Raw genomic sequence first — 26451 nt, forward strand, 5'->3', positions numbered from 1 at the left:
TAGTGTATGTCATTAATATCTATTGATTTACTATCGACACTTTCTTAAATGAGTGTGAGGTATTTGGCAATAAAAAAGCCAATTGACAGTGCAATTGGCTTTGATGGGTATTCCTATACGTAATAGTAGGAAATGAAAGTGGACTCTATGCGCCGCGCCAATTTCTCATCTGGTTCGCTTCTACTGATAATACAACGACTTCTGAACGGGTCATTTTATCTTGTAAGGCTAACTTGTCAGGATTAATTAGAATAAATAAATTGCCGATCCCTGCAAAAGACCAAACCACACGTGCTACAGCAGTAATGAAACTTAGGTTTTGTCCATTTGGATGCTGAACTTTTAAGCGCCAAGCTCGCATGCCTAAGGTTTGACCGCCGCGGCTCCAAAAAATGGCATAAAAGCCAGCAACACATACCACTAACCAAAGCTGATAAAAACCCTGATAAAGTGGAGTTTGATTCAGTAGATCTGAAACGTGTTCATGGCCATTCATGCTGATTACACCGGTACTTGTTAGGCCAAAAAAAAGTCCGAATCCAATCACACCAGCAACCATATAAACGGCTACTGCAAGTAAAGCGTCATAAATCATAGCGCCACAGCGTTTAATAAAGCTGGCTCTAGGAAAGTTAGCGTGTTCTGTATTAATCATGATAGCCCTATTGAATTAGCTAGTCGTTGTCTCTTCGTCGTCTTCTCTGACAAATTTGATACTGGTAAACCCAAAGCGAGCAAACTCAGTTTTACGGAATTCTTTTTCAGCTTTAGCGCCTTTTTTAGAGGTCATTGCCACTTGTTGTTCCATTGCTAAGAAGCCTGTTAAATCGATTCCTTCAGCTTCTGCTGCGGCTTCGTATAAGTCGTGATGAACATCATAGCTAAATGGGATAACTTTGGTTTTACCTTTAAAGATATAAATGACTTGGCGAGCCATGGAAACTCCTAAAATCGGATTCTGAGGTATGAGTAAAATAGATTCATACGGCTAAATAAACATGCTGCATTTCTCATGCTGACACAGCAGCAATAAGTTGGCTATTATAACCAAAGCTGATGGCGCAAGATAGCACTGATGGTTATGCTTTTAGTGTCAGTTATCACCAGCTCAATCAAGTTTTAATGCAAACTTTAAATTGGGGTAAATTTTTCTGATAACTTAGATAAATAAAAGGTGCATTGCGCTTCGTTTGCTATTCATAGTGGAAAATCAATCGTGTGATGACATAAATAAGGAATGTCCATGTCTGCAAGAGTTAAGCTCGGTGTTATTGGTGTTATAGGAATCGTGTTAATTGGTTTTATGCTGCCAGTTCAGGCAGGAATGGAGGTATTCAAGAATGGCACAGCAATTAAAGGTTACGGCAAAATAGCCGCTGTAGATTCTCAGCTTTCAATACCGCAAAATACGGTGTTTAAAGTGGCGTTTGATATGAGTAAAGCTGCTAATGCTGGAGAGGTTAATCGCAATTTAAATACCCTGGCGAGATTTATTAATATGCATGTGGCTGCGGGTGTAAAGCCCGAAAATATCCAATTAGCCATGGTGGCTCACGGCGCATCGGTAGCTGATTTAGCCAATGATGAATTTTACGATCAATTTTACCTAGCTAAGCAAAGTAAACAAGGGCAGCAATTAAATCAAACTAACAAATCTACAAAGACCGCAGACACAAGAGCTTCAACCGTTAATGAAGCAAAATTTGCTAATGCCAATAAAGATTTGGTGAGTCAGCTAGTTAACCACGGAGTGAAAATCTATATTTGTGGTCAGAGCGCGGCTTATTATGAATTAAATAATACATCGCTATTACCTGGTGTGGATATGGCGTTATCGGCGATGACAGCTCATACAATATTAGCGCAGCAAGGATATAGCCTAAATCCTTTTTAGTATTGAAGTTGAAAAAGAGGTGGCTGAAAGTAATAGCTGATTCCGATCGCTTTAGCAGCTAGGGGGAATTGTTTATTAATCCTCTTCGAGACGCATTGCTTCTTTTATCTCGTCGCTACCAAAGCCTTTTCGGGATAAATAGGCGTAAGCTTTCGATTTTTCTTTGTAGTCTGATAAGTCGTAACGTTTTTTATCTAGTTGGGTTTTACAGCTCTGATAAAAGTCTATTTCTTCAGTAAGACTTAATTGATATACCGTGTCTTCAAAGTCACTGACATCTATTAAGCGCTGTTTTAACTCTTGTAAAATGACCTTCTCACCTTTGCCTTTGTTATAAAGCTTAATAATTTCAGTTTTTAAGTCTGACTTGTCAGCCTTAATAGATAATTTACTCCGCAGCGTGTCTCGTTGTGGGTGATGAGCTAAAGCGTGATCGGTTTCAGCACGAGAGAAGCCTTTGGTACTCATTTGAGCGTAAACTTTTTCTTTGTTGGTGCTGTAAAAGGTTTCAAACTTATTAAGTAATCTTGAAGCCGCCATTTCATATGTATCAACGTTTTGATTTTCGATAACTTGCTCAATCGCCTGTTCAATTTCAGAGGCCGAAACACCACGTTGTTGTAACTTTCTTTTAATCGCGCCAGTACCTATTTCATTATGAAAAGCGAGTTCGCAGTAGCGAACGGCAAAATCCTGATTGCTTTTTAGATAACCACTTTCGATAAGCTTAGCTATTACAGTGTCAATCCACTGTTGATTATCAGTTTTTCGCTCAAGTTTGCTGCGGATTTCACTAATGGTGAAATCCTGTTGGCTTAAATGCCAATAGGCACTATTAAAAACATTATCAATGGTCTTAGCTTGGCGAAGGGGTTGGCGCTGCATAACGAAATTATCTTATAAAAAGAATTCAATGGAGTGTAGCAGAACAGCGCTGTGAAGAGCACTGCCGCTAGATATGAAACTTGCTTTTCTTGGCGCTAATTATTATTTAGCTTCGCTTTTAAAATGGGATATTCCCCAGAATAAAATGCCGGTACCAGAACAAGATAAGAAAAAGAATAAACCTAAGCCGACGGGAGAGCCCCAAGACATAACAGTGTAAAGCACTTCCATGTTTCGTTTCCTTTATTGCGATAATAACTAGATTGAAGAGGATTTTTTCGATATTAATGAAATCAGTATAAGCGAGTGAATCCACAAATCCAGACTAAAAAATCAAAATCAACTTTGAAGCTGAAGTTTTAAAAAGCATGAGCAGCAAGTGGGAAAAGTTTACTAGGTGAAATAGGTGGGCTAAAGACTAGAAAGGTCGCGGATATGTAGCCACGACCTTATGGGTCAAAAGTAACTTTAATGATTTAAATATCAATACTTAATAAAGCTACTTAACTAATACTATTTATCTTAAATTACTGAACTAGAAAACAAAGCGCTTTAAGTTGGTTGTTAGGTGCAATGATATAGGTTTTATGGTGTTTGATTAGACTGGTCTTTTTGTTACCAGGGCTGACTAATAAACCTTTTTCTAGGGCTTTGGCTGCAAAATGGTTTTCATCGCCACGCACATAAATAGGCAAAGGTTTAATTAGCTTTTCACCATCAAAATGGCTTTGAAGCTGTAACTCACATACGACTAAGCTAGACTGCCCATTACCTGCCAGCTTGAGTTTAGTACTACTGTTATCTGAAAAGGCACTGTCTGAGATGACAAACCAATCTTCGTTTTCAAGTTCCGTCAGTAATTGAGTCACGCTTTGTAGTTGGGTTAACTCAGCTTGTTCAACTAGGCGATATTGCTTTGCGATACGTTCAAACAGTTGCGGCAACATAGCGCCAGCACCTTGGCTGCGAGCCATTCTTATCCAAGCTGAAATATCATCGGCGACAATTTTAGAAAAACGTTTTATCCGAAATGACTCAACCAACCATGCACATAAAAAATGGCTCTCTTGAGCAGGAGTGCGGGTGGCTTTTTGATTTTCAGCAGAATCTTGCAGAGCTTTAATGCCAGCTTCTGCAACGTCTAAAATGGCTTGGTTGTATGTTTGGGTTTGCACTATTTTTGGCACCGTTTATTAAATTACTCCATCACGGAAGTCATCTATGATGGAGCATTGCGACTAATCTATTTTCGATGAATGTATTGTAGCAGAGGAGGTTTAATTGCCGCTACAAACTTAACTCAATGCTGCTGTATATGCCGCTTAATAACGATGAACTACAGCTTATTGCTGCTGAAGTAATTTAGCTGCAGTTAAAATTAATTCAGGTGCAGGACGAACTTTGTAGTTTGGATTAATGTACTGGAAATGAACCAGTCCAGATTTGTCAGCCACGTAAACGGCAGGAACAGGAAGCACTAAACGTTTGTCACCTTCAGGTGTTGTCCATAGCGGGTTATCAACGCTTAACTTAGCTTGATACATAGAGGTTACTTTTTCGCTGGTATAAAACGCGATGCCAAATGCTTGAGATGCTGCCATTTTTTCATCGGATAATAGCAAGTAATCTAGCTCGTTATCATTGATTGATGCTTTAAGTTTCGCAGGTGAGTCAGGTGAGATACCCACTAATTGAAAACCCATTTCGATGAGTTTTGGTTCAATAGCTTTTAGCTGACCCATTTGCACATTACAAAAAGGACACCAGCCGCCACGGTAGAAAAAGAAGATAGTCGGCTTTTTAGCTGTAAGCTCTTCTAAGTTTACTTTATTGCCTTCAACATCGTGCAGATCAACGTTGGGAATTTGCTGGCCATTCATCAATGGCATAACGTGGTATTCATCACTTGCAATGGGTTTAGCCATTGAAGGGGCGCTAAATAAAGCCACTGCGGCGACTAACATAAGTTTTTTTAACATGCTGAAATCCATATTCAATTAAAAGGGATGATCTGATTGAATGTCCTAAATAGACATTTCTTATGGTTGAGCGTTACGCATCGTTCAAATTCGCTTTAACAGCGACTAGGGTCTATTGGTCTTTGCTGGTTGAGTTTTGTTCGAGTTAAAACGTTTTTAACCGAACCCTTCGGGCAGCGTATGTTGGCCATTTTTACTGCGTTATCGACTTTTTATGTAGAATAACTACACCACAAAGTCTCTACCTTGTATAAGTGGCCACAATTCGCTGCCAAAACAACCTTGAAAGATCATCAGACACTAATACTAGACCCGAGCATAGCAGTTTTTATTTCATCGAATTCGGATAAAAGTGAATGTGGATTTACTTTTTGTTATTAAGGATAAAAGCATGCAATAAAAAAGGCGCTATTAGCGCCTTTAATGAAGTCAAAACTCAAATAGAGATTACTTAAGCTTTTTGTATTTTACTGTGCTGCTAGATTTACCTACGGTAACACGGCGACCTTCCATGTTGCGCTCTGCGGCAACTTGAGCACCAGCACTATCTGAGCGCTGTTGTTTCTTAGCGAAGCTGCGACGTTTTTGAATTTGCTTGAGCAATAATTCACGGCTTCCCACTTCATAGCCTGCCACTGTAATACGGCGAATTGGCTGACCGATTAGCTTTTCGATATCAGCTAAAGTGCGCTCTTCTTCACGACTTACAAATGAAATTGCAGTACCTGATTTACCCGCACGGCCGGTACGACCAATACGGTGAACATAATCTTCTGCAAGGAACGGTAAGTCGTAGTTAACGACGTAGCCAAGATTTTGAATATCTAAACCACGAGCAGCCACTTCAGTTGCGACTAACACGCGAACTTTACCTTCAACAAATTCACGTAAAGCACGGCGACGGCTACCTTGGGCTTTTTCGCCATGAACAACCGCAGATGGAATCCCATCTAAGTTTAATTCTTTGACCAATACATCTGCTGCATCACGAGTTGCTGTGAAGACGAGAACCTGCTGCCAGTTTTTAGTACCAATTAATTCAGATAACAGCTCACGTTTACGACGCTGCTCTACGGGGTAAACCACTTGGCTTACTGTTGCTGCTGTAGTGTTTTGCTTATCAGCAGTAATCACTTTTGGCTTATCAAGCATTTCGTTAGCCAGCTTTTTAACTGACGTTGAAAAGGTTGCTGAGAATAATAAGTTTTGACGCTTCTTATTAACTGCTTGGAGTATTTTTTGAATGTCAGTGCTAAAACCCATGTCTAACATACGGTCAGCTTCATCCAACACTAAAAATTCAACGTTTGAAAGGCTTAGGTTACAAGCAAGAAGATGTTCTAATAAACGGCCCGGTGTGGCGACAATAATGTCTGCACCACGTTTTAGCTTTTGCGCTTGAGTTGCAACCTTAACACCACCGTAAATGGTCAGTACTTCAATATTGATATTTTTACTGTAGTCGTTAATGTTTTCGGCAACTTGAGCGGCTAATTCGCGTGTTGGGGTAAGAATTAATGCACGAGTATTTGAATGCTGAAGTTCACGTGGATTTTCAACCATTTTTTGTAGCATAGGTAATGCAAACGCTGCTGTTTTACCTGTACCGGTTTGAGCACTTGCTAGTACATCTTCACCACGACGAATTGCCGGGATAGCTTGCTGCTGAACAGGTGTCATAGTTTTATAACCGCAATCAGCGATCGCACTTAGTATTTCTGGGGCGAAGCTAAAAGATTCAAATTTCATCGGTAGATATTCCTATGGTAATCACGTTATTCAACAGTTTAAATGCTTGCCGATTGTAGATAGAAGTATAACGGCTATTACAAGCGGCGGCGGAGTATAACAAATAAAATTGATTAATTCTTAACTTAATTTTTAACAAACTGGTTTAGTTGATTAATCAGGGTTTTAATTATGCTTTGTTCGGTTAGAAATCACCTCAAATGTTGGCATAAAAAAGCCAAGCTTTAACTAGCTTGGCTCTCTAAATGGTTAACTTTTATTTACTGAACTCAGTTCAGCAGTGATTAAATGGCTTGAGTCACTTGAGTTAGCCACTCTAAATCTTTGCCTTGCATCAATGGCGAAATCGTTTTGAATACTAGAGCGTGATACTGATTAAACCAATTAATTTCAGCTTCAGTGAGTAATGATTTATCAACTAAGCGCTTATCCATTGGGATAAGTGTAAGTGCATCAAACTCCATCATTTCTCTTTCAGAATTTACAAGCTTCGACGGCACGATGGCAACTAAGTTTTCAATACGGATCCCAAACTCATCTGCGCGGTAATAACCTGGCTCGTTTGACAGCACCATACCAGGTACCAATGCAACGTTATTAACATTCTTACCGATACGTTGCGGGCCTTCATGAACACTTAAGAAGTGCCCAACACCATGACCTGTACCATGGTCATAATCAAAACCATGTTGCCATAAGTACTGGCGAGCAAAGCCATCAAGTTGTTGACCTGACGTGCCTTTAGGAAATTTTGCTTGGTCTAATGCAATATGACCTTTTAATACCAGAGTGAACATTTTTTGTTGCTCAGCGGTGACATGGCCAATCGCCACTGTACGGGTCACGTCTGTTGTACCATCAATATATTGTGCGCCTGAATCAACAAGGTAAATGCTGTCCATGGCCATTTTACTTGGGGTGCCATCAAGGTGATTGTAATGGCACATAGCGCCATTGCCACCAGTGGCTGAAATGGTGTCAAAGCTTGGCTCACGATAAAGCGGGTCAGTTAAACGAAATGATTCAAGTTTGTCAGCAAGCTCAGCTTCGTCATGCATGACATTGGCAGCCACTTCTCGGTCAAGCCACGCAAGGAAACGGCTGACGGCAACGCCATCTCTAACATGGCTTTCACGCATACCATTAAGCTCGGCCGCATTTTTTTGTGCCTTAGGTAGTGCCACAGGATCGCTACCAGCAATCAAGATTGCCCCGGCGTTTTGGGCTGTGAGTTGGCTCCAAGCGTTGGCGGTATTAGGGTCTGCAAGTAATTTAACCCCTTCTAACTGCGCAAGCGCATCGGCAAGTAATGACTCATCTTTAAACTCAACGCCAGTGCCAACATGTTCTTTAAAACCTTCAGGCAGTTTATTAATGTCAGCAAATAAGGTTGTATCGCCATTAGCTGATAACAATGCACAACCTAAAGTGACAGGTAATCTAGGTACATCGCTACCGCGAATATTCAATAACCAGCAAAATGAATCTAATGCCGATATCAGCGCCATGTCTGCGCCTTCTTTCTCAACCAATTTTCCAATTTGCTGGCGTTTATCTAAACTGTTTCGACCAGCGCCTTCATGACTAAACAAGGTAATCAGTTCACTTGAAAGAGCGGGGCGGTCATGCCAATGGATATCAATCGGGTTTTCATCAACACAAACTAAGCTTAAGTTGGCTTTAGTGAGTTTTTGCTCAGCTTGTTGATACCAAGCTAAAGTGTGTAAACGACTGTCGATGCCGACTCTTTTTCCTTCGCCCAGTTGCTCAATCAACCACTCGATCTGCGGTGTATCATATAAGCTTTGGTAGCTAAATAATTCGCCATTTACTTGCTGTTTAACTTGAACCGTGTAGCGACCGTCAATGAAGATTGCAGCGCTGTCTTTTAATACGATGGCCATGCCAGCAGAACCGGTAAAATCAGTAGCCCAAAGTAAGCGTTCGTTACGCTCAGGAACATATTCACCGAGGTATTCATCAGCTCTAGGAATAATGAATGCATCTAGATTGTTTTTAGTAAGCTCTTGACGAATAGCGTTAAGGCGCTGGTTAATGATCTCTGACATGATGACTCCATGAAGGTTGCTGATTGGCTCAGTCTTATTAAGGAAGGGCGATTATCGCAATTGCGTTAGGCTATTTGCAAGTAAAGAGCTTGCAAACCGTTCTGTTACTGCACTGATAATCTTGTAAACATATTTTATAACTTTATATTGTATACATTTTTGATTTGCAGTTTACACTATGACAAATATCTCTTCATTACTTAACTTTTTTGGAGTCATTTATGACCATCGGTGTCGGTATTCAAACCCCAGAACAAGCGTTAGCCAGTTTGTCTGATATGACCACAGATGTTGCCAGCATTGGGTTGCATGAATTTGAACAACGTATTGCTAAAGCCCAAAGCTTAATGCAGCAACAAGGTATTGCAGCAATCTATATTAATGCTGGTACTAATTTGTACTATTTTACCGGTACTAAATGGTACGCCAGCGAGCGTGTTGTGGGTGCGATTATCCCTGCAAATGGTGATGTTGAGTACATTGCACCTGCTTTTGAGCTAGATACCTTAGAAGGCTATATGGCGATTAAAGGCAAGGTTAATACGTGGCAAGAAGACGAAAGCCCATATGATTTATTTGCTCAAACTCTAACAAATATGGGCATTGAATCAGGTAAAATTGGCATTGATGAATCCACCGCCTTTTTTATCTTTGATGGAATGCGACTTGCTAATGACAAGCTAAATTACATTAATGCCAAAAGCATCACTGCTGGCTGCCGAATGATTAAATCAGCAGCTGAAATTGCTTTACTTCAACGCGCTAAAGATATGACCTTAGCGGTACATGTGGCTGCGGCGAGCATGCTTTATGAAGGGATTACGACTGCAGAGGTGGAAGCCTTTATCCATGAAGCGCATAAACGTGTTGGCGCACCTGCAGGCTCATATTTCTGTATTGTGTTATTTGGCGAAGATACCGCATACCCGCATGGGGTTAAATCACCTAAAACCCTCGATAAAAATGACACAGTATTGATTGATACAGGTTGTCAGTTAGGTGGTTATAACTCAGATATTACTCGTACTTATGTGTTTGGTGAGCCAAGTGAGCGTCAGCGCAACTTATGGGTACTTGAGCAACAAGCACAACTCGCTGGGTTTGCAGCAGCGCAAATTGGCCAAACGTGTGCCAGCGTTGATAAAGCTGCTAGAGCAGTGATTGTCGATGCGGGTTTTGGTCCAGGATACGATGTACCAGGTTTACCTCATCGCACAGGGCATGGCGTTGGTTTGGACATTCATGAGTGGCCTTATCTTGTATTAAATGATCAAACGCCACTTGAAGCAGGTATGTGTTTCAGCAATGAGCCCATGTTATGTGTACCTGGGGAGTTTGGTGTACGCCATGAAGATCATTTCTATATGACTGAGTCAGGCCCAGTGTGGTTTACCCAGCCAGCTAAGTCGATTGATGACCCTTTTTATTTAGGCTGATTTATTGCAGATTTTGGATTTAAATAAGAGGTTAGATTTAAATAAGAAAGTAGATTTGAGCAAACCACAGTCATAAAAATGCCCGATTGGTTAAGCCAATCGGGCATTTTCATTCAGTAGAACAATTGATTAGTTAATGGCTAAAAGCTCAACTTCAAAAATTAGTACAGAACCGCCTTCAATTTTACCTGCAGCGCGATTGCCGTAAGCTAATGTGCTTGGTACAAAAAACTTAAATTTGTCGCCTACATTCATTAACTGTACGCCTTCAGTCCAGCCAGGGATTACGCGATTAAGCGGGAAATCAATACTTTCACCACGGTCAACCGAGCTATCAAAAATCGTCCCATCGATTAATGTGCCATGATAATGAACGGTAACAGTATCAGTAGCTTTAGGGTATTCACTACCTTCGCCTTTATGCATCACAAGATACTGCAAGCCAGAAAGCGTGGTGATAACCCCTTCTTTTTCTTGGTTCTCAAGTAAGAAAGCATTGCCTTTAGTTATGTTTTCTTGTGCTGCTTTCTTATTGTTTGATTGAGTGAAAAAGTAAAAAATGAGTCCTGCTATCACGCATACTGCCAAAACGACTTTCATAGTATTGATTCCTATGTATATTTTTATGTTTATATCGCTGAAAAGCTTAAGGTTGTAGCTGAGCTACCAGTGAGCTTTCTTGTATTATTAGCTTTCGATATAAACGCTTGTAGATAATCTAGTTATGCATGTTACTGATTGAATTTAGCAGGGTAAAGCGAAAGCTTGAAATCTTATGCTTAGGTTTTATCAGACCGCGAATTTATTAGCGGAATGTGACATTATTGAGTGAAAAAGGTGATGTAAGCCATCAAGGATGCGAAAGAAAAATTCAGTAAAATCATCAAGCGGTAAATCCATTTAAAAGGTGTTTTTTGGGTTTTATGACGAAACACTTCCTGAGCCACAATCCCAGCTGGCCATCCACCAATAAGTGCAAATCCATGGAGTGTTTGTTCCTGAATACGCCATTTTTGCTTACTGGCGGCACGTTTATCACGCCAAGTGATGAAGGCACTGATAACGTTAACTGCTACTAAGTAGTAACCTAAATTAATTGAAACCATAAAACCAACCACTAACATGATGGTTAAACTAATAAGACCGAAAATTTTCATATTGGGTTCTTCATTTTATTTTCTAAACTAATTTTCTAAGGAATAGCCTCTAAAAGCTAGTCTGAACTTTTAAAATGACACAATAGTTGATTAAAGCTACTTTAAAAACTCAGCATAAATCTCTAAATCGATTTCATCACCGACAATAGGAATATAACTGCTCATACCAAAGTCAGATCGTTTTATTTGTCCAACAGCACTAAAGCCAACGGTATACTTTCCTGTCATCCAGTTATCAGCGCCGCCATGAAATGTTGCTTTAAACGTGACTGGCTTTGTCACTCCACGCAAGGTTAAATCGCCGCTGAAGTTAAAACTGGTATCAGAGATAGGTGTAACGGTGTGGCTTGTAAATACAGCTTGAGGGAACTTGGCACTGTAAAACCAAGTGTCTTCTTGTAATGTCTCGGCTAAGTCAGGATTATTAATATCGATAGAGTTTATTTCAACAACAGCGTTGAGAGTGGCAGCTGCCATATTGTTAGGGTCAAAGTTAAGCTCAGCGTCAAATTGATTAAAGCGGCCCACATAGGTTGATAAACCAAGGTGCTGGATTTTAAATATTAACGCAGCGTGGTTTTCATCTAATTGATATTCACCAGATTGCAGTTCAACTAACTCAGACTCAACGCTAGGCGCAACCCAGCTCACACAGCTAGTTAAAGATAATAGTGCAATACCGGTTATCAATAATTTTGTTAATGGATTCATGCGCCTTCCTTGATATAGTTATTCGCTATGTATATCAACTTACAGATTATTGACGAACAGCATTGTTCATCACCAGCTTGCGCCATAACGCTTCTAACGGACCTTGTGTAAAGTAACGAAGATACATTGGCGCTAACACTAACTGTAACAGTGTTATGACCATTGTGATAAGGAAATAGTCGACTCTATTCAATGTCATATATAAGTCGGCTGAATAATGATTGATGCCATATCGAAATATCGCCACGCCAATTAGAGATTGTAGGATATAACAGCTAAAGGCGAGTTTACCTACGGCTTGAAACGAAGAGAGGGCGTGATGACTGTTTTGGCAGACCTTTACCACCAAATGAATGTAAATGAGTGCCATAGCGAATGCACTTAGCATCATTAATACAGACGAAAACTCGACTAGAACAGGACTTGCTGAAAAGCTCAATACTGAGTCAATACTTGATAAAATGACCGTCACTAAAATACACTTTAAAATTGTATTTTTATCTAAGCCATATTCAAACACACCTTGCTGATACAGTGCCATTCCCCACATCATTAACCCAGCAGCAAACCACATTAGAGTAAGTGGAATAATCAGCAACATAAAGCCTACTTGCATCAATTGCAGTAACACAATATCCATATAACCTGATGACCAGTCGTTGAGTTGCTGCAGGTGTAATTCTGAGCCTCTAAAATATTGCTCATCTTCTATCGCTAAACTAAATAACGCCACCAAAGCTAATGCGGCAAAGATGAACTGGCTGGCGCGTTTTTTAATCGTGTTTATATCTGAATTGATATAATTAAGTGCTAAAAATGCGCTGATACCATAAGTCAGTAAGATATCGCCACCCCAGATGAAAACTCCATGGAGTAACCCAAACACTATTAGCCATTTTAAGCGCTTTTTAATTAATGGATAAGCGGGTAATCCATTTGCTTCAAAGCGGCGGTATTGAATTAATAACCCTGCTCCAAACAATATTGATAGTAAGCTTAAAAACCGTCCTTCAAGGAAGAAGTTACTAAATATCTCTAGTATTTTGTCAGATTGAATTTGTGGTAAATGAGGTGCGTAGCCGTAAAAACTGTCATTCATGAAAAAGATATTCATGAATAAGATACCCAATATGGCAATGCCTCTAAGTGCATCTATATTGGTATTACGATTGCCATGACTTTCGTTAATCGTATTAGTTCGTTGGTTAAATGGGTCAGCAGTTATATTTGCTGCTGTACTAGGACTTTTATTAGTGATTGTATTGGAGGTTGTATTAGTTTTAGCAGCAACAGAGGGCTTACTAATATGAGCTGCAGAATCCTTTTCGCTAATCATATCTTTATTTTTATTATGTTTTTTAAGTGGTAGTAAACAGAAAGCCTAACAGCCTGAGATTAAAAAAGATACAGGGTTAAGCTTTCGGAAAGGGGTGAAGTTTCAGGTTGTCTGAGTTACTTTTGTGGTTTTTCAGAAATCCATAATTTGATGGTGCCTTTTACCACGACATTACCGCCAGTATCGTATGCATTTACTGGGACTAATAAGTCACCGACTTGCCATTGCTCAGGAGTCACTTCAGCGACACATAAAATATCACTGCCTGCTTTAGCTGTGTAATCCACAGACATCCCTTTAGGTATCCAACGAAGATGTTTTGGTACTGAAGCTTCAGCCATAACCCCCATTGCCATTTCTAAGCCGTTACAAATCGCAATCACATGTACGGTTTGAATGTGGTTATGAACTGCTTTGCGCTTTTTAATTAAACAAGCACAGCGATTTTCTTTAAGTTCGGTCACAAGTGGTTTTACGGTGGCAAAGTAGGGCGCCATTCTCGAGACCATGATTGAAAAAATCTTATGCCCAAAAGGGTACTTAGTGACTTTATTGTATAAAGCTAATACGTGGTTGGGTTTTGTGCTGCTCATATCAATCCTTCTCTTATTAGAATTATTTTAACATCTGGTCTGATGAGTTGTTTGGGCTTTAGCTTAACATTCTTGTAACCGATTGCACATAAGCGAATTAAATTGAAAAAAGATTAATTAGTTTCAGGCAAAGTTGCAGGTATAATTCGGCTAAACACTTTTGGCACTTCTGACATTTTTGCTTGTCACAACACCAGATATTTAAAATTTAGTTTCAGATGTTTGATTAAGGATTGGCTTTGCAGCAACTATTAAATTATTTCAAGGGAATGGCGATGGGGGCAGCTGATGTTGTGCCAGGTGTATCGGGCGGCACAATTGCGTTTATTACTGGGATTTTAGAGCCTTTATTAGATGGGATTAAAAAGATTAATCCGTCGCTATTCGGCATTGTAAAACAACAAGGCGTAAAAGCGGCATTTATGCACATTAATGGCCCTTTTTTGGTGGCCGTATTTGGCGGGATCCTCACCAGCATATTTAGCCTTGCTAAGCTTATTTCATGGTTATTAACTAATCACCCTGTACCAGTTTGGTCGTTCTTTTTTGGCTTAATCTTGTTTTCTGTTATTCACATGCTCAAACAAGTCAAAAGCATCAACCTATTGCGTTGTGTCTTATTCGTTTTAGGTGTTGCCTTTGCATGGTTTATTACTGTGTTAAATCCAATAGAATTGGATGCTGGTTACCTTAATTTCTTCTTTGCTGGTTGTATCGCGATTTGTGCGATGATTTTACCGGGCATCTCCGGCAGCTTCATTTTATTACTGTTAGGGCTATACCCAGCGGTGCTAGCAGCAGCAAGAAGCTTTGATATCTTGCTACTTGCATGTTTTGCTCTTGGTTGTGTCGTCGGTCTACTAAGCTTCAGCCATGTGTTATCTGCCATGTTACGTAAATTCCATGATGAAACCTTGTTGTTTCTAACGGGGCTAATGCTAGGAACACTTGGTAAAATTTGGCCTTGGAAAGAAGTGCTCACTTGGCGCGAAAACTCTAAAGGTGAGCAAGTGCCTTTACTGGAGCACAATATTTCTCCGATGCAATTTGAGCAATTAACAGGTCATTCATCGCAATTAACTACTGCCATCGTGTGTCTATTGTTGGGAATAGGCTTAGTTTGGGGCTTAGAGAAATTTGGTGAGCATTCAGCTCAAAAAGAGTCTTAATTCATCTTCACTTATTTCAAACTCCATATTTACTGGCTTTAACGAGCCAGTAAATTCTATTGTGATTAATGCTGCACCCCCCTTAAACCATTCTTCAAATTCAATCATTTCAAGATAACAAAATAAAAATATTTCTTTTTATTAAAATTTAATGAGTTAAAGGCTAATATCAATAGACATTAGTGATCTTAAAAACATTACAACACGTAATGCTGTTTAAGCCACAAGGAGTCGTATCGTGAATAAAGAAGTCTTTAATCCAGAAAAAATACAAATCGGTATCAGCAGCTGCCTGTTAGGTCAAAAAGTACGTTTTGACGGCGGCCATAAAAACTCAAATTACTGCAATATCGACCTCGCTCCATTTTTTGACTACATCAGTGTTTGTCCGGAAATGGCTATAGGTATGGGTGCTCCGCGTAAGACTATTCGTCAAGAGCTCGACGGCGATAAAATTTATTTAAAAAGCGCCGATGGCAGTATTGATGTAACCGATAAGCTTGAAGAGTATAGCCAAAAACGCGTTGGTGAACTCGATTTTATTGGTGGTTACATTCTTTGTGCTAAGTCCCCAACTTGTGGAATGGAGCGGGTGATTGAATACAAGTACGGTACCAATAATGGTACCAAAAGTGGCGTGGGTGTATTTGCAAAAAAATTAATGGATACCTACCCAGAGTTGCCTGTGGAAGAAGAGGGCCGCTTGCATGACCCAGTAATTAAAGAAAATTTTATCACTCGAGTATATGCGTATCATGAGTGGCATACCTTGCAAGCTGAAGGCTGGACCAAGCATAAACTAATGCAGTTTCATGCGCGTTATAAGTACCTTTTAATGGCTCATAGTCCTCAATGGTATCGTGATTTAGGGCCGATATTAGCGAATATTGATGATCTTGATGCCACTGCGCAAACCTATTTTGTAGGTTTTATGACGGCGTTAAAGATTAAAGCGACCCGTAAAAATCACACCAGCACTCTGCAGCATATTCAAGGGTACTTTAAAAAGCACCTGTCAAAAGAGCAGAAGCAAGAGCTGACTGAATCAATCATGAAGTATCGTGAAGGACTACTGCCTTTACTTGTGCCTATCACGCTGATTAACCATTATTTACGAGAATATCCGACCCCGTATATTGAAGGGCAGGTTTATCTTAATCCACATCCTGAAGCGCTAAGACTTCGTTACGCTTACTAGTTAAGTTTATTACTCAGCCTAAAACTTAGTGATGCAGATAGACGTTGATAAACAGCAACGTCTATCTGTAAACCTGTTGATATATTTTTTGTTGATAAGTATTTGTTAATAAATATTGCTGTTATTAAGGTTGCAATGATGAAAACTCTGATTTGGTTTAGACAAGATTTACGCCTTGCTGACAATCTAGCTGTTTGTGAAGCTTTTGAATTTGCACTGCGACAATCAGCGTCACAAGAGAAATCTTCTGCTCAAGTCGAGGCTATATACATAGTCAGCCCTCTGCAATGGCAAAGTCATGATGTAGCGGCAATTCAAATAGATTTTATTGAACGCCATGTGAATATTTTGGCGCAAGGATTAGCCGCTCTTGGGGTCAAACTCAATGTGGTTACATTACCTTGGTTTGATGATGTAATGGATTGGATGCCAAGTTTTTTGGCCGAAAATCAGATTGAGCAAGTCTTTGCCACCCAAGAGCCTGAATTTAATGAGCGCAAACGAGATCAGCAATTGCTGGATATTGGTTTGCCCATCACCTTTGTTGCTCAAGATTGCATTATTAATGCAGGTGAGGTGAACAATCTATCAGGGCAGATGTATAAAGTGTTCACGCCATTTTCTAAAAAGTGGCGTGAGATAGTAGCAAGTAAAATGATTGTACCTTTATCAGTACCTACCCCTATCGGTGCTGCGCTTGCAACTCCTGCTGCTATCAAATTTGATGCAGATAAACGTTCAAGTAAATTGTGGCGAGCCGGTGAAGGCGAAGCGAAACGAATACTCGCTCAATTTTGCCAGAACCATATTCAAGATTATCAGCTCGATAGGGATTTCCCTGCGCTAGACAATACCAGTAAATTATCACCTTACTTAGCGATTGGCGTGATTAGTGCTAAGCAATGTTTAGCCGCTGCGTTAAACCATTATCCTGATGTGCTGGTGGACGACACTAGTCCTGCTAAAACTTGGATCAATGAACTAGCGTGGCGAGAGTTTTATCGTCATTTGTTAGTCGCTTTTCCGCGCCTTTCAAAAGGTAAAAGCTTCAATGAAAAAGGCGACTATGTACTATGGCGAAACGATAAAACTGAATTTGCGGCATGGTGTGAAGGGCGCACGGGTTATCCAATCGTTGATGCCGCGATGAGGCAGCTTAATCAAACGGGTTGGATGCACAATCGTTTAAGAATGGTCGTAGCGAGTTTTCTGACTAAACACTTGCTGATTGATTGGCGCTGGGGTGAAAAATATTTTAGAAAACAATTAATTGATGGTGATTTAGCGGCCAACAACGGTGGCTGGCAATGGTCTGCTGGCACAGGCTGCGACGCTCAACCTTATTTTAGAGTGTTTAACCCGATGAATCAGAGTAGTAAATTTGATCCAGATGCCAGCTTTATTAAACGATTTGTTCCCGAGTTATCGAATCAACCGCTAAAAGCCATTCACCAGCCGCTATTTGTTGAAGGAGCTGATGATTCAGCACTCGATACGATGGACTTATTTTGTGTAGACTCTATAGAGGTCGGCTTTGGAGCTGATAGCGCTGTAAGCAACAGTTCAGCTGAGGCTTCAACTGTTGCGTATCCATCACCGATTGTAGAGCATAGCTCTGCGCGAAAACGCGCTATTGAGGTGTTAAGTTCGTTAAAGCGATAACGCTATGAATATTAACTGACAAGTCACAGTTGTTTTGATATGGCAGATTTTCCCAAGTCGCCTTATTCGAACGACCTTACTCAAACCACCTTAGGGTGGTTTTTTATTGAACTATTTTTGATGACATACTTTGCGAGAGATCACAGATTCAGCTAGGTTAATAAGACTATTCATTTTTTATGATTGCTGGATGAAAGATAACAACATACAATAAACATATATTTTAAATGCATCTTTTGTTTTTTATTAAAAAGGCTTGATAACTATGCTAAATATTGATGATCCAGCTGAAACTGAAAAAACCGCTGCAATATGGCGATTAGCATTCAGACCTTTCTTCTTAGGTGGTGCAGCTTTGGCGATGTTGTACATCCCACTATGGTTAATGGGCTGGTATACACCTGAGTACAGTTTATTTAACAGTAACTTTTGGTCAAATGTATTGCCGCTATGGTGGCATCCTCATGAGTTACTATTTGGTTTCGCTATGGCGATTGTGTGCGGCTTCTTACTCACAGCAGTACAAACCTGGACTAATCAACCTAGTCTAAAAGGTCCCACTCTTGCCATCACATTTAGTAGTTGGTTGTTAGCAAGGCTGTTACTCCTGCTGCCTTTTGATATTCCATTATATTTTCCTGCACTATTTGACAGTATATTTTTAGGCATTGCTGCTTTTACGATGTGGCGTTGTGTTTATCGTGTTAAGCAATGGCAAAATATCGGTTTTTCGATCATGCTTACAGTAGCCCTGATTGTTAATCTTGTGAGTTATTACGCATTACAAGAACGTAATTTCATTTTAGCTAATCAAATATGGCAAGGAATGTTATTTTGGCTGGCGCTGTTGATTACCATTGTGGGAGGAAGAGTTATTCCTTTCTTTACTGCAATGCGAGTTAAGCAAACCAAAGCCGAACCGATTTTTGCACTAGAAAAAAGCCTATTAGTATTAATGATTACACTGGTTGTGCAAGCCATTTTTAAAGTTTTACCTATGGCAGTTGAACAAGTGTTATTGATTAGCGCTGGTATATTGCATTTGATTCGAATAAGTCGCTGGTTGCCTCATAAAACATTGAAAGAGCCAATGCTGTGGTCGCTGCATTTATCATATTTATCTTTACCCATCGCTTTGTTGGGCTTAGGTTGGTTCATTAATAATGAATTTGCTTACCGAAGTTTATTACACTTATTTGCCATAGGTTGCTTAGCTTCATTGTGTTTATCAATGATTTCTAGAGTATCTCTTGGGCATACCAGCAGAAATATATATCAAGGCCCGAATATGGTATTGGCTTTTGCCAGTTTACCTATTGCAGCTTTATTGCGTGCGGTAATGCCGTTGATATTTCCGGCGCAAACCCAAACTTGGTTATGGTTAGCGGGTGGATTTTGGTTTTTAGCTTTTGGACTTTTTGTTTGGCATTACAGTCCAATTTTATCGCGTCCTCGAATTGATGGACGTCCAGGTTGATAACAACATTATGTTCTCGAACCATTTTTTGATGATTTTTAAAGGAAGAGTTGTGAATATGCAATTAGCATTGTTTGCTAAAAAACACATAGCAGTTAGCCGATTAAGCAAGCGTGTTAGCACTATCTTAATTTCTATTTTAGGTGCTACAACCTGTGCAACAGCCATTGCCAAAGCTGACGTTAACGAAGCTAAGTTTCCAGACCAATTTAAAACTTGGGCTGAAACTGAAGAGCAAACAGAACGCGAAGATATGCTTGCTAGTTACCCTGCCAATATTATTTTATGGGCGGGCTCTTCTTTTGCTAAAGAATATCACAGCCCTCGTGGTCACCAATTTGCAGTGGCGGATGTCACTCAAACATTACGAACTGGCGTGCCACCAAAAGAGGGCGAAAAGGGCACTTCAGCCAGTTGTTGGACTTGTAAAACACCTGATGCACCTCGTCTAATTAAAGAAATGGGTTTTGAAGGATACTCAGCATCTAACTTTACTGATTTAGGCACTGAAATTAACAGTGTGGTTTATTGTACAGACTGTCATGTAGACGGCAGTGCTGACTTAGCTTTACCACGTCCTCATGCACAAAATGCAATGAAAAAAACTGGGATACCTTTTGATAAACAAGATGTGTCGATGCAAGGTGCACAAGTGTGTGGCCAATGTCATGTGACCTATTATTTTCAGCCAGAAAAAAGCAATGTGGTTAACATGCCGTGGATTTTCGGCAGCGACACTGACAATATCCTGAAGTACTACGATACCCGCCGTTTTTACGAGTGGATCCACCCAATTTCGAAAACGCCAATATTAAAAGCGCGTCATCCTGAGTTTGAGCATTGGAGCCGCAGTAAGCATGCTGAAGCGAATGTGACCTGTATTACCTGTCATATGCCCGTTGAAGAAAATGCCAAAGGCGAAGAATTTACCAACCATAAAGTTGATAAAGCACTGCCGCATTTCGATAAAACCTGTATCGGGTGTCACGATAGCAAAGAAGAGATTACTGCCAAGCTAGATGCTGACAAGCATGAAATTGAAACAATGGCACGTGAAGTTGAAGGCTTATTGGTTAAAGCTCACTATGAAGCTAAGGCGGCATGGGATGCAGGTGCTAACTGGGAGCAAATGAACAGTGCAATTATGGCTATTCGTCATGGCCAATGGCATTGGGACTTCGCTATGGCATCTCACGGACTATATGCACATAATCCAGATGAAGGTCGTATGTTACTCACTCGAGCCACATCACAAGCCAAAATGGCGCGAGCCGTGTTAGCTCAAGTGTTAGAAGGTTTAAAAGTGACTAAGGTTGAATACCCAGATATTAGCTCTAAAGAGTCTGCACATGCAGCTGTGGGTATTAATGAAGCAAAACTGTCTGAAGCTAAGCAAATGTTCATTAAGGATGAAGTTGAAAAACACTGGAATCCAATTGCTGTAAGAGGTTACAAGTAACTATCAGTTAAGACATTGTTAGATGATAATGCTGTCATTGAACAATAATTAGCGGTTTAGTATTTGAAAAAGCGTATAGAGCAATCTATACGCTTTTTTTTGATCTGTAGCTAACGAATAGGCGTATTGACCGTTAAATACATTATTTAATTTTTGTTTGATTATTTTTAAGACAAATTCCTCAACTAAGATTAATATTAATAGATAACTACTCGTTTTTATTGTTAAAAAGTAAAAGTGACAAGCTTGTTGAGTAACGATAAAAAATAAACAAGATGTTTAAAGAGATGGTTCAAGGAGAGTTAAATGCACAGTAGCACTAATCTTGTTAGTGAAATGCCTGAGCCGATGAGCTTCGATGATTATACGCAGCCACAAATCATTGATGACTTCATTAGCATGTACCAGCGGCTTAACAAGGATACTCTGCACCTTTTAAGTCAGGTATACAGTAATAATATTGTGTTCCAAGACCCTTTGCACAAAGTAGAAGGGCTAGCTAATCTGACGAATTATTTTGCCAATCTCTATGAAAACGTTGATTCGATATCATTTGATATACAGCAAGTGAATGTTTCCCAGTCACTGTCTCAATCCCAATCCCAATTACAAGCAAAATCACAGTCGCAACTAGAAGCAGAACAAAAGTCACAAGCCTCAATATTCTGGAAAATGACTTACAGCCATAGCAAGCTTAATAGCGGGCGTGATATTCATGTGGAAGGTATGAGCCACCTTATTTTCAATGACAAAATTACTTCTCATCGTGATTACTTTGACCTTGGTCAGATGCTTTATGAACCGTTTCCTATATTGGGCAAGCTTATTCAAATGGTTAAGTCTAAGGCATCCTCATGACAGCTGATATTCAAGCCAAAACCAAAAAAACGAGTCAGGTATCGAACTCTAAAATTGCGGTACTAATAACTGGAGCAAGTTCTGGTATCGGTCTAGCACTAGCAATGAAGTACGTTGATCAAGGCTATCAGGTGTTTGCTTGTGGACGTAATGAGCAATCACTGCAAAATATCAAAGGAGCTTATCCGCTTGTTTTTGATATTAATGATAAAACTCAAATTGAAAATGCTGCCCAGCTACTTAAAGCAGCGTTGATTAAATCTCAATCCAGCCTAAACTCTGTGGTACTGAATGCTGGCAGTTGTGAGTATATCGATGATCCAGTTCAGTTCGATGGGGCTTTATTTGAACGGGTAATTCAGACCAATGTCATTTCAATGGGCTATTGCTTACAGCACTTTTTACCCTTAATTGCGACAAACGGCAGGGTGGGGTTAATGAGTTCAAGCGCAACATATTTACCTTTTCCAAGAGCTGAAGCCTACGGAGCATCCAAGGCTGCAGTTAACTATCTTGCCAGCAGTCTACGTTTAGACTTGAAAGCTCACAATATTGGCGTAAGTGTAATTTGTCCTGGTTTTGTGAAAACACCATTAACAGACAAAAATGACTTTGCTATGCCGATGCAGATTAGTGCCGATAATGCCGCTGACGAAATCATTTATGGCATGAAGATAGGCCGAAATGAAATACATTTTCCAAAGCGCTTTACCTTGATACTGAAGTTTTTATCTTGCTTGCCTAACGTGATAGTTAACAGCTTACTCAGCCCAAAACCAAATAATTAAACAGAGTGAAAATCGTAAACGAAGCTAATATAACGATAATAATTATAAAAATAACAACCTGAAGGATTAATATGAAAAAAATTGCCGTAGTCGGATCAGGGATCTCAGGATTAACATGCGCCCATTTACTTAGCGAGTTGCATGAGGTGACTGTATTTGAAGCTAATGATTACATTGGTGGTCACACAGCAACAATTGATGTTGAAGTTGCAGGAAAACCTTATGCTATTGATAGCGGGTTTATAGTGTTTAATGACCGAACCTATCCAAGATTTCAAAAGCTAATGGCACGCTTGGATATTAAGTCATTACCGACTGAAATGAGCTTTAGTGTACAAAACACTAAAACGGGGCTTGAGTATAATGGCCACACTCTTTGGAGCATGTTCGCTCAACGCCGTAACTTATTAAAACCTGATTTTTATCGTTTTTTAGCAGAGATCGTTAAATTTAATAATCAATGCAAAGGAATTTATGAAGCTGAAGATTATCAAATTGAAACCTTGGGTGAGTTTTTAGATAAAGAAGGGTTTTCTGACTTCTTTAGTGAGCATTATATTTTGCCAATGGGCGCAGCAATATGGTCTGCCAGCATCAATGATATGCGCGCGTTTTCACTGCGATTCTTTATTCGTTTCTTCCACCACCATGGTTTGCTCAATATTAGCGACCGCCCGCAATGGTATGTCCTTGAAGGCGGCTCACGAAGCTACATTCCTGCCCTTATCAAGCCGTTTAAAGAACGACTGTTTTTAAACTCAGGGGTGACTTCCATTGAGCGCAAAGCAGATGGGGTTAATATCCGAATAAATAATGGTGAAGTGCAATATTTTGACGAGGTAGTACTGGCTTGTCACAGTGATCAAGCATTAGCCATGTTAACTGATGCCTCAGAAGATGAGCTGCAAGTATTAGGTGCTATGGCTTATCAAAACAATGAAGTGGTTTTACACACCGATGTGGGATTATTACCAAAAAGAAAAGCAGCTTGGGCCAGTTGGAATTATCGTCTCGAAGGTACTGACGCAGAAGATATTGCCAATAAACCTGCTAGCGTGACTTATAACATGAATATTTTACAGCGTTTGCCAAAAGACGCGCCTACATTTTGTGTCACCCTTAATCAGACTGACCTGATTGATAGCAGCAAGATATTACGTAAATTTAATTATGCCCATCCAGTATTCAATGAAGCCAGTATGAATGCCCAAAAAGAACGATCGCGGATTTGTGGTGTGAGGCACACACATTTTGCGGGTGCTTATTGGTATAACGGCTTCCATGAGGATGGCGTACGCAGTGGCTTAGATGTCTGTAATAACTTTGGCATCAGCTTATGATTGCAGACTTAAGTGATTGCTCTAGCCAATTTAGCAGTGGCATTTATCAAGGGGAAGTGAGTCACAGACGCTTCACTCCCAAATCTCATAGCTTTAGCTATGACATGGCACTGATGGCGATAAATCTTGATGAAATCAGACAACTTGAAAAAGTAAGCCGGTTATTTGGCATGTCAAAATGGTCGTTACTTAAATTTAACCCGCAAGATTACCTAAATAGCTTAGCTAGTCAGTTTGAGGAGCAAGCTGTTGAACAATTAGAAACTGATAACAGCATATTGTCCCCAGCATCAGCGCTTAAGCAACGGGTGATGTGGACCATTAAGCAACTTGGAGCCAAGTTTGATTGCGATGAAGTTATATTTGCTGGTCAAATTAGGCATTTCGGCTTTTATTTTAGTCCTGTCAACTTCTATTTTTGTTATCAAGCTGGCCAGCCGATATATATGCTGGCGGAAGTCAGTAATACTCCTTGGGATCAACGCCATTGTTATTTAGTTGATATTCAAGATACTCAAACCACAGACAAAGTATTTCATGTTTCACCTTTTTTAAACCTCGATATGCATTATCAATGGAAAATTGTCCCCCCTAGTAAACGCCTTAATGTCACTATTCAAAATCGCGATGATGATAATAAAAAGCTGTTTGATGCAAGCTTACATTTACAGCGTAAGCCGTTTAGCTCGGCTAATGTCAGGCAGATGCTGACAGCTTTTCCTGTGATGACAATGAAGATTATGTGGGGTATTTACTGGCAGGCATTTAAGTTATTTGTCAAAAAAATTCCTTTTGTTGCACATCCTCAAACTTAAATTAAACCAAAAGACATCTTGTTTCGTACTGAAAACCAATCGATACAGAAGCATTAAGTAGGAAGCGGAGAGATACATGGAAAATACAGCAACGAATGCAAGCTTAGTACAAGCGACTATCTCAGACGGTTTTGCAAAGAAGATTTTATTACGTGCATTACAACATCTCTCTGGTGGCTATTTAACAATAGTTAGCTCTGACGGCAAATCCGCTGCAGAGCAAAGCCTTTCTTTTGGTGATTTTGAATCCGATTTACATGCAACGATACAAGTCTCTCATCCAAGTTTTTATAAACAGATTATTTGGGGCGGCTCTATTGGAGCAGGTGAAGCTTACATCCAAGGTCATTGGTCTAGTCCTGATTTGACTAAAGTGGTGCAGTTGTTTGCACGTAATCTTGCTTTGCTGGATAACATTGAGCGTTACTTTTCATGGTTTAGCGTTGGAATGAACCGACTGACTCATGTTTTTAATCGCAACTCTGCTGCGGGGTCTAAGCGCAACATTTTGGCCCACTATGATTTGGGTAATACGATGTATGAGCAGTTTTTAGATAAAGAAATGCTTTATTCAAGTGCACTATATCCGCACAGCGGAGCAAGCCTAGAAGAAGCGCAGCTGCATAAACTACATACCATTTGTGAACGTTTAGATTTAAAACCCGGTCAAACTTTGTTAGAAGTCGGTACAGGTTGGGGCGCTTTAGCAATATATGCTGCCAAGCATTTTGATGTTGATGTAACAACCACAACCATATCAGATGCACAGTACGACTATGCTGTTGCGAGAGTGGAGCAAGAAGGCCTTGGCAATAAAGTCACCCTGTTAAAAGAAGATTACCGTTTGTTGACGGGCGAATATGACAGAGTGGTTTCAATTGAAATGATTGAAGCGGTTGGGCATGAATACTTACCTGGATTTTTTAAAAAACTAGAAACATTGTTAAAACCAAATGGCCGCATGCTAATTCAAGCTATTACCATAGCGGATCAACGCTACGACAGTTACCGTAAAAGCGTTGATTTTATTCAACGCTATATATTCCCTGGTGGTTGTTTACCGTCGGTGAGTGAGATGAATAAGCATATCGCCAAGCAGACCGATATGGTGGTTTGGTCCATTGACGATATGGGCAAAGATTATGCACAAACCCTCAATCAGTGGCATGAACGTTTTGATAAGGCGCAACAACAGATTAAGCAGTTAGGCTATGGTGATGATTTCATCCGCATGTGGAAATTTTATTTGAGTTACTGTGAAGGTGGATTCTTAGAACGTACCACCAGCACTGTGCACCTTGTTGCGGTGCGACCACAATATCGCACAACTTTAGCAAGCGGTGCTTAAATCATGCTTCTATCTGGCCATACAAACATCATTAACGCTTGTGCCTTTCAAGTGATTTGGTGGGCCGGAGTGCTTGCTGGAAATCAATTAGTTATTATTCCAGCCTTACTGATTGTTTGGCATTTTGTTGTCAGTAAACAAAAAAGGCATGACGTAAAAGTATTGTTTATTTGTGGTTTGCTAGGTGTACTTGTTGACTCTTTACTGACAATGTCAGGCTTTTTTGAGTTTGCAGTATTCCCTTTATGGCTCGGGCTACTTTGGGGCTATTTTGCGATTTCATTGAACTACAGCTTGGGGTTATTTAATCATTTACCCATCGCTGCACAGTCTTTGTTGGGCGGGATTTTTGGCAGTTTGAGTTACATTGGTGGAGCTAACCTCGGCGCCGTTGACTTACCACATGGGTTGCTGGTTTCGGCTCTAGGTTTATTTATCATTTGGAGCTTACTATTTCCGATGTTTCTACACTTAGCCAACATTATTGGTTTGAAGCATTCTAGAACAGTATTTGAAAAGAGTATTTAG

General features: G+C 40.0%; 26 protein-coding genes. 13 read left to right on the forward strand and 13 right to left on the reverse strand.

The features are described 5' to 3' along the window. Nucleotides 1–145: 145 nt before the first annotated feature. Together K5Q58_RS00705 and K5Q58_RS00710 are read right to left on the reverse strand one after the other, a co-directional pair. On the reverse strand, nucleotides 146–655 hold the full coding sequence (locus tag K5Q58_RS00705; RefSeq protein WP_220751582.1) for an RDD family protein: 510 nt from the start codon (nucleotides 653–655) through the stop codon (nucleotides 146–148). Nucleotides 656–670: 15 nt separating this feature from the next. Continuing rightward, nucleotides 671–937 (reverse strand): DUF2960 domain-containing protein, encoded by a 267-nt coding sequence (locus tag K5Q58_RS00710; protein WP_220751584.1) that lies wholly within the window; start codon nucleotides 935–937, stop codon nucleotides 671–673. Nucleotides 938–1243: 306 nt separating this feature from the next. Here K5Q58_RS00710 and K5Q58_RS00715 point away from each other — a divergent pair, with 306 nt between their 5' ends. Then, a complete protein-coding gene (locus K5Q58_RS00715) occupies nucleotides 1244–1894 on the forward strand; it encodes a DsrE family protein (RefSeq protein ID WP_259651186.1) in 651 nt (216 codons plus the stop codon). A 75-nt stretch (nucleotides 1895–1969) separates the two neighbouring features. Here the strand turns inward: K5Q58_RS00715 and K5Q58_RS00720 are convergent, their stop codons facing one another. From K5Q58_RS00720 to K5Q58_RS00740, 6 genes are all read right to left on the reverse strand, one after another. Further along, a complete protein-coding gene (locus K5Q58_RS00720; RefSeq protein WP_220751588.1) occupies nucleotides 1970–2779 on the reverse strand; it encodes a RecX family transcriptional regulator in 810 nt (269 codons plus the stop codon). A 102-nt stretch (nucleotides 2780–2881) separates the two neighbouring features. Continuing rightward, entirely contained in the window at nucleotides 2882–3010 is a 129-nt protein-coding gene (locus K5Q58_RS21050; RefSeq protein WP_259651187.1) for a hypothetical protein, read from the reverse strand. 296 nt (nucleotides 3011–3306) lie between these two features. Further along, complete coding sequence (locus tag K5Q58_RS00725) at nucleotides 3307–3954, reverse strand: DUF2913 family protein (protein WP_220751590.1); 648 nt, start codon at nucleotides 3952–3954, stop codon at nucleotides 3307–3309. 168 nt (nucleotides 3955–4122) lie between these two features. Beyond that, a complete protein-coding gene (locus K5Q58_RS00730; protein ID WP_220751592.1) occupies nucleotides 4123–4758 on the reverse strand; it encodes a peroxiredoxin-like family protein in 636 nt (211 codons plus the stop codon). A 447-nt stretch (nucleotides 4759–5205) separates the two neighbouring features. Beyond that, nucleotides 5206–6507 (reverse strand): DEAD/DEAH box helicase, encoded by a 1302-nt coding sequence (locus tag K5Q58_RS00735; protein WP_220751594.1) that lies wholly within the window; start codon nucleotides 6505–6507, stop codon nucleotides 5206–5208. 284 nt (nucleotides 6508–6791) lie between these two features. Then, the gene (locus K5Q58_RS00740) at nucleotides 6792–8576 is read right to left on the reverse strand and encodes an aminopeptidase P family protein (protein WP_220751596.1); all 1785 of its coding nucleotides are present in this window, start codon (nucleotides 8574–8576) and stop codon (nucleotides 6792–6794) included. A gap of 221 nt (nucleotides 8577–8797) precedes the next feature. On the opposite strand from K5Q58_RS00740, the gene K5Q58_RS00745 reads away from it, so the two are divergent. Next, entirely contained in the window at nucleotides 8798–10012 is a 1215-nt protein-coding gene (locus tag K5Q58_RS00745) for a Xaa-Pro peptidase family protein (RefSeq protein WP_220751598.1), read from the forward strand. 129 nt (nucleotides 10013–10141) lie between these two features. On the opposite strand, the gene K5Q58_RS00750 is transcribed toward K5Q58_RS00745, so the two are convergent. From K5Q58_RS00750 to K5Q58_RS00770, 5 genes are all read right to left on the reverse strand, one after another. After that, on the reverse strand, nucleotides 10142–10612 hold the full coding sequence (locus K5Q58_RS00750) for an FKBP-type peptidyl-prolyl cis-trans isomerase (protein WP_220751600.1): 471 nt from the start codon (nucleotides 10610–10612) through the stop codon (nucleotides 10142–10144). 221 nt (nucleotides 10613–10833) lie between these two features. After that, nucleotides 10834–11169 (reverse strand): DUF1294 domain-containing protein, encoded by a 336-nt coding sequence (locus K5Q58_RS00755; protein ID WP_220751602.1) that lies wholly within the window; start codon nucleotides 11167–11169, stop codon nucleotides 10834–10836. 96 nt (nucleotides 11170–11265) lie between these two features. Next, complete coding sequence (locus K5Q58_RS00760) at nucleotides 11266–11880, reverse strand: YceI family protein (protein WP_220751604.1); 615 nt, start codon at nucleotides 11878–11880, stop codon at nucleotides 11266–11268. A gap of 46 nt (nucleotides 11881–11926) precedes the next feature. Continuing rightward, nucleotides 11927–13216: a DUF418 domain-containing protein gene (locus tag K5Q58_RS00765; protein WP_220751606.1), complete on the reverse strand. Its 1290-nt coding sequence runs from the start codon at nucleotides 13214–13216 to the stop codon at nucleotides 11927–11929. Nucleotides 13217–13332: 116 nt separating this feature from the next. Further along, nucleotides 13333–13809: a hotdog fold domain-containing protein gene (locus K5Q58_RS00770; protein WP_220751608.1), complete on the reverse strand. Its 477-nt coding sequence runs from the start codon at nucleotides 13807–13809 to the stop codon at nucleotides 13333–13335. Nucleotides 13810–14048: 239 nt separating this feature from the next. On the opposite strand from K5Q58_RS00770, the gene K5Q58_RS00775 reads away from it, so the two are divergent. The 11 genes from K5Q58_RS00775 (at nucleotide 14049) to K5Q58_RS00825 (ending at nucleotide 26451) form a co-directional block, all read left to right on the forward strand. Continuing rightward, nucleotides 14049–14978: a DUF368 domain-containing protein gene (locus K5Q58_RS00775; RefSeq protein ID WP_220751610.1), complete on the forward strand. Its 930-nt coding sequence runs from the start codon at nucleotides 14049–14051 to the stop codon at nucleotides 14976–14978. A gap of 238 nt (nucleotides 14979–15216) precedes the next feature. Further along, the gene (locus tag K5Q58_RS00780; RefSeq protein WP_374758465.1) at nucleotides 15217–16176 is read left to right on the forward strand and encodes a YbgA family protein; all 960 of its coding nucleotides are present in this window, start codon (nucleotides 15217–15219) and stop codon (nucleotides 16174–16176) included. Between the two features lie 138 nt (nucleotides 16177–16314). Further along, a complete protein-coding gene (locus K5Q58_RS00785) occupies nucleotides 16315–17838 on the forward strand; it encodes a deoxyribodipyrimidine photo-lyase (protein WP_259651188.1) in 1524 nt (507 codons plus the stop codon). Nucleotides 17839–18103: 265 nt separating this feature from the next. Beyond that, nucleotides 18104–19315, forward strand: coding sequence for an NnrS family protein (locus tag K5Q58_RS00790; RefSeq protein ID WP_220751613.1), 1212 nt, complete (start codon nucleotides 18104–18106; stop codon nucleotides 19313–19315). 58 nt (nucleotides 19316–19373) lie between these two features. Further along, nucleotides 19374–20774 carry an ammonia-forming cytochrome c nitrite reductase subunit c552 gene (locus K5Q58_RS00795; RefSeq protein ID WP_220751703.1) on the forward strand — a complete coding sequence of 467 codons (1401 nt, stop codon included), beginning with the start codon at nucleotides 19374–19376 and terminating at the stop codon, nucleotides 20772–20774. 306 nt (nucleotides 20775–21080) lie between these two features. After that, nucleotides 21081–21632 carry a nuclear transport factor 2 family protein gene (locus K5Q58_RS00800; RefSeq protein WP_259651189.1) on the forward strand — a complete coding sequence of 184 codons (552 nt, stop codon included), beginning with the start codon at nucleotides 21081–21083 and terminating at the stop codon, nucleotides 21630–21632. Beyond that, on the forward strand, nucleotides 21629–22420 hold the full coding sequence (locus tag K5Q58_RS00805; protein ID WP_220751616.1) for an SDR family NAD(P)-dependent oxidoreductase: 792 nt from the start codon (nucleotides 21629–21631) through the stop codon (nucleotides 22418–22420). Before K5Q58_RS00800 ends, K5Q58_RS00805 begins: the two co-directional genes overlap by 4 nt. Before the next feature lie 71 nt (nucleotides 22421–22491). Then, nucleotides 22492–23760, forward strand: a complete 1269-nt coding sequence (locus K5Q58_RS00810) for an NAD(P)/FAD-dependent oxidoreductase (RefSeq protein WP_220751618.1) — start codon at nucleotides 22492–22494, stop codon at nucleotides 23758–23760. Further along, a complete protein-coding gene (locus K5Q58_RS00815) occupies nucleotides 23757–24575 on the forward strand; it encodes a DUF1365 domain-containing protein (protein ID WP_220751620.1) in 819 nt (272 codons plus the stop codon). The genes K5Q58_RS00810 and K5Q58_RS00815 overlap by 4 nt, the downstream gene beginning before the upstream one ends. 76 nt (nucleotides 24576–24651) lie before the next feature. Continuing rightward, entirely contained in the window at nucleotides 24652–25923 is a 1272-nt protein-coding gene (locus tag K5Q58_RS00820; RefSeq protein WP_220751622.1) for a cyclopropane-fatty-acyl-phospholipid synthase family protein, read from the forward strand. 3 nt (nucleotides 25924–25926) lie between these two features. After that, the gene (locus K5Q58_RS00825; protein WP_220751624.1) at nucleotides 25927–26451 is read left to right on the forward strand and encodes a DUF2878 domain-containing protein; all 525 of its coding nucleotides are present in this window, start codon (nucleotides 25927–25929) and stop codon (nucleotides 26449–26451) included.

The sequence above is a fragment of the Shewanella sp. KT0246 genome (assembly GCF_019654955.1).
In the GTDB taxonomy this organism is placed as follows: domain Bacteria; phylum Pseudomonadota; class Gammaproteobacteria; order Enterobacterales; family Shewanellaceae; genus Shewanella; species Shewanella goraebulensis.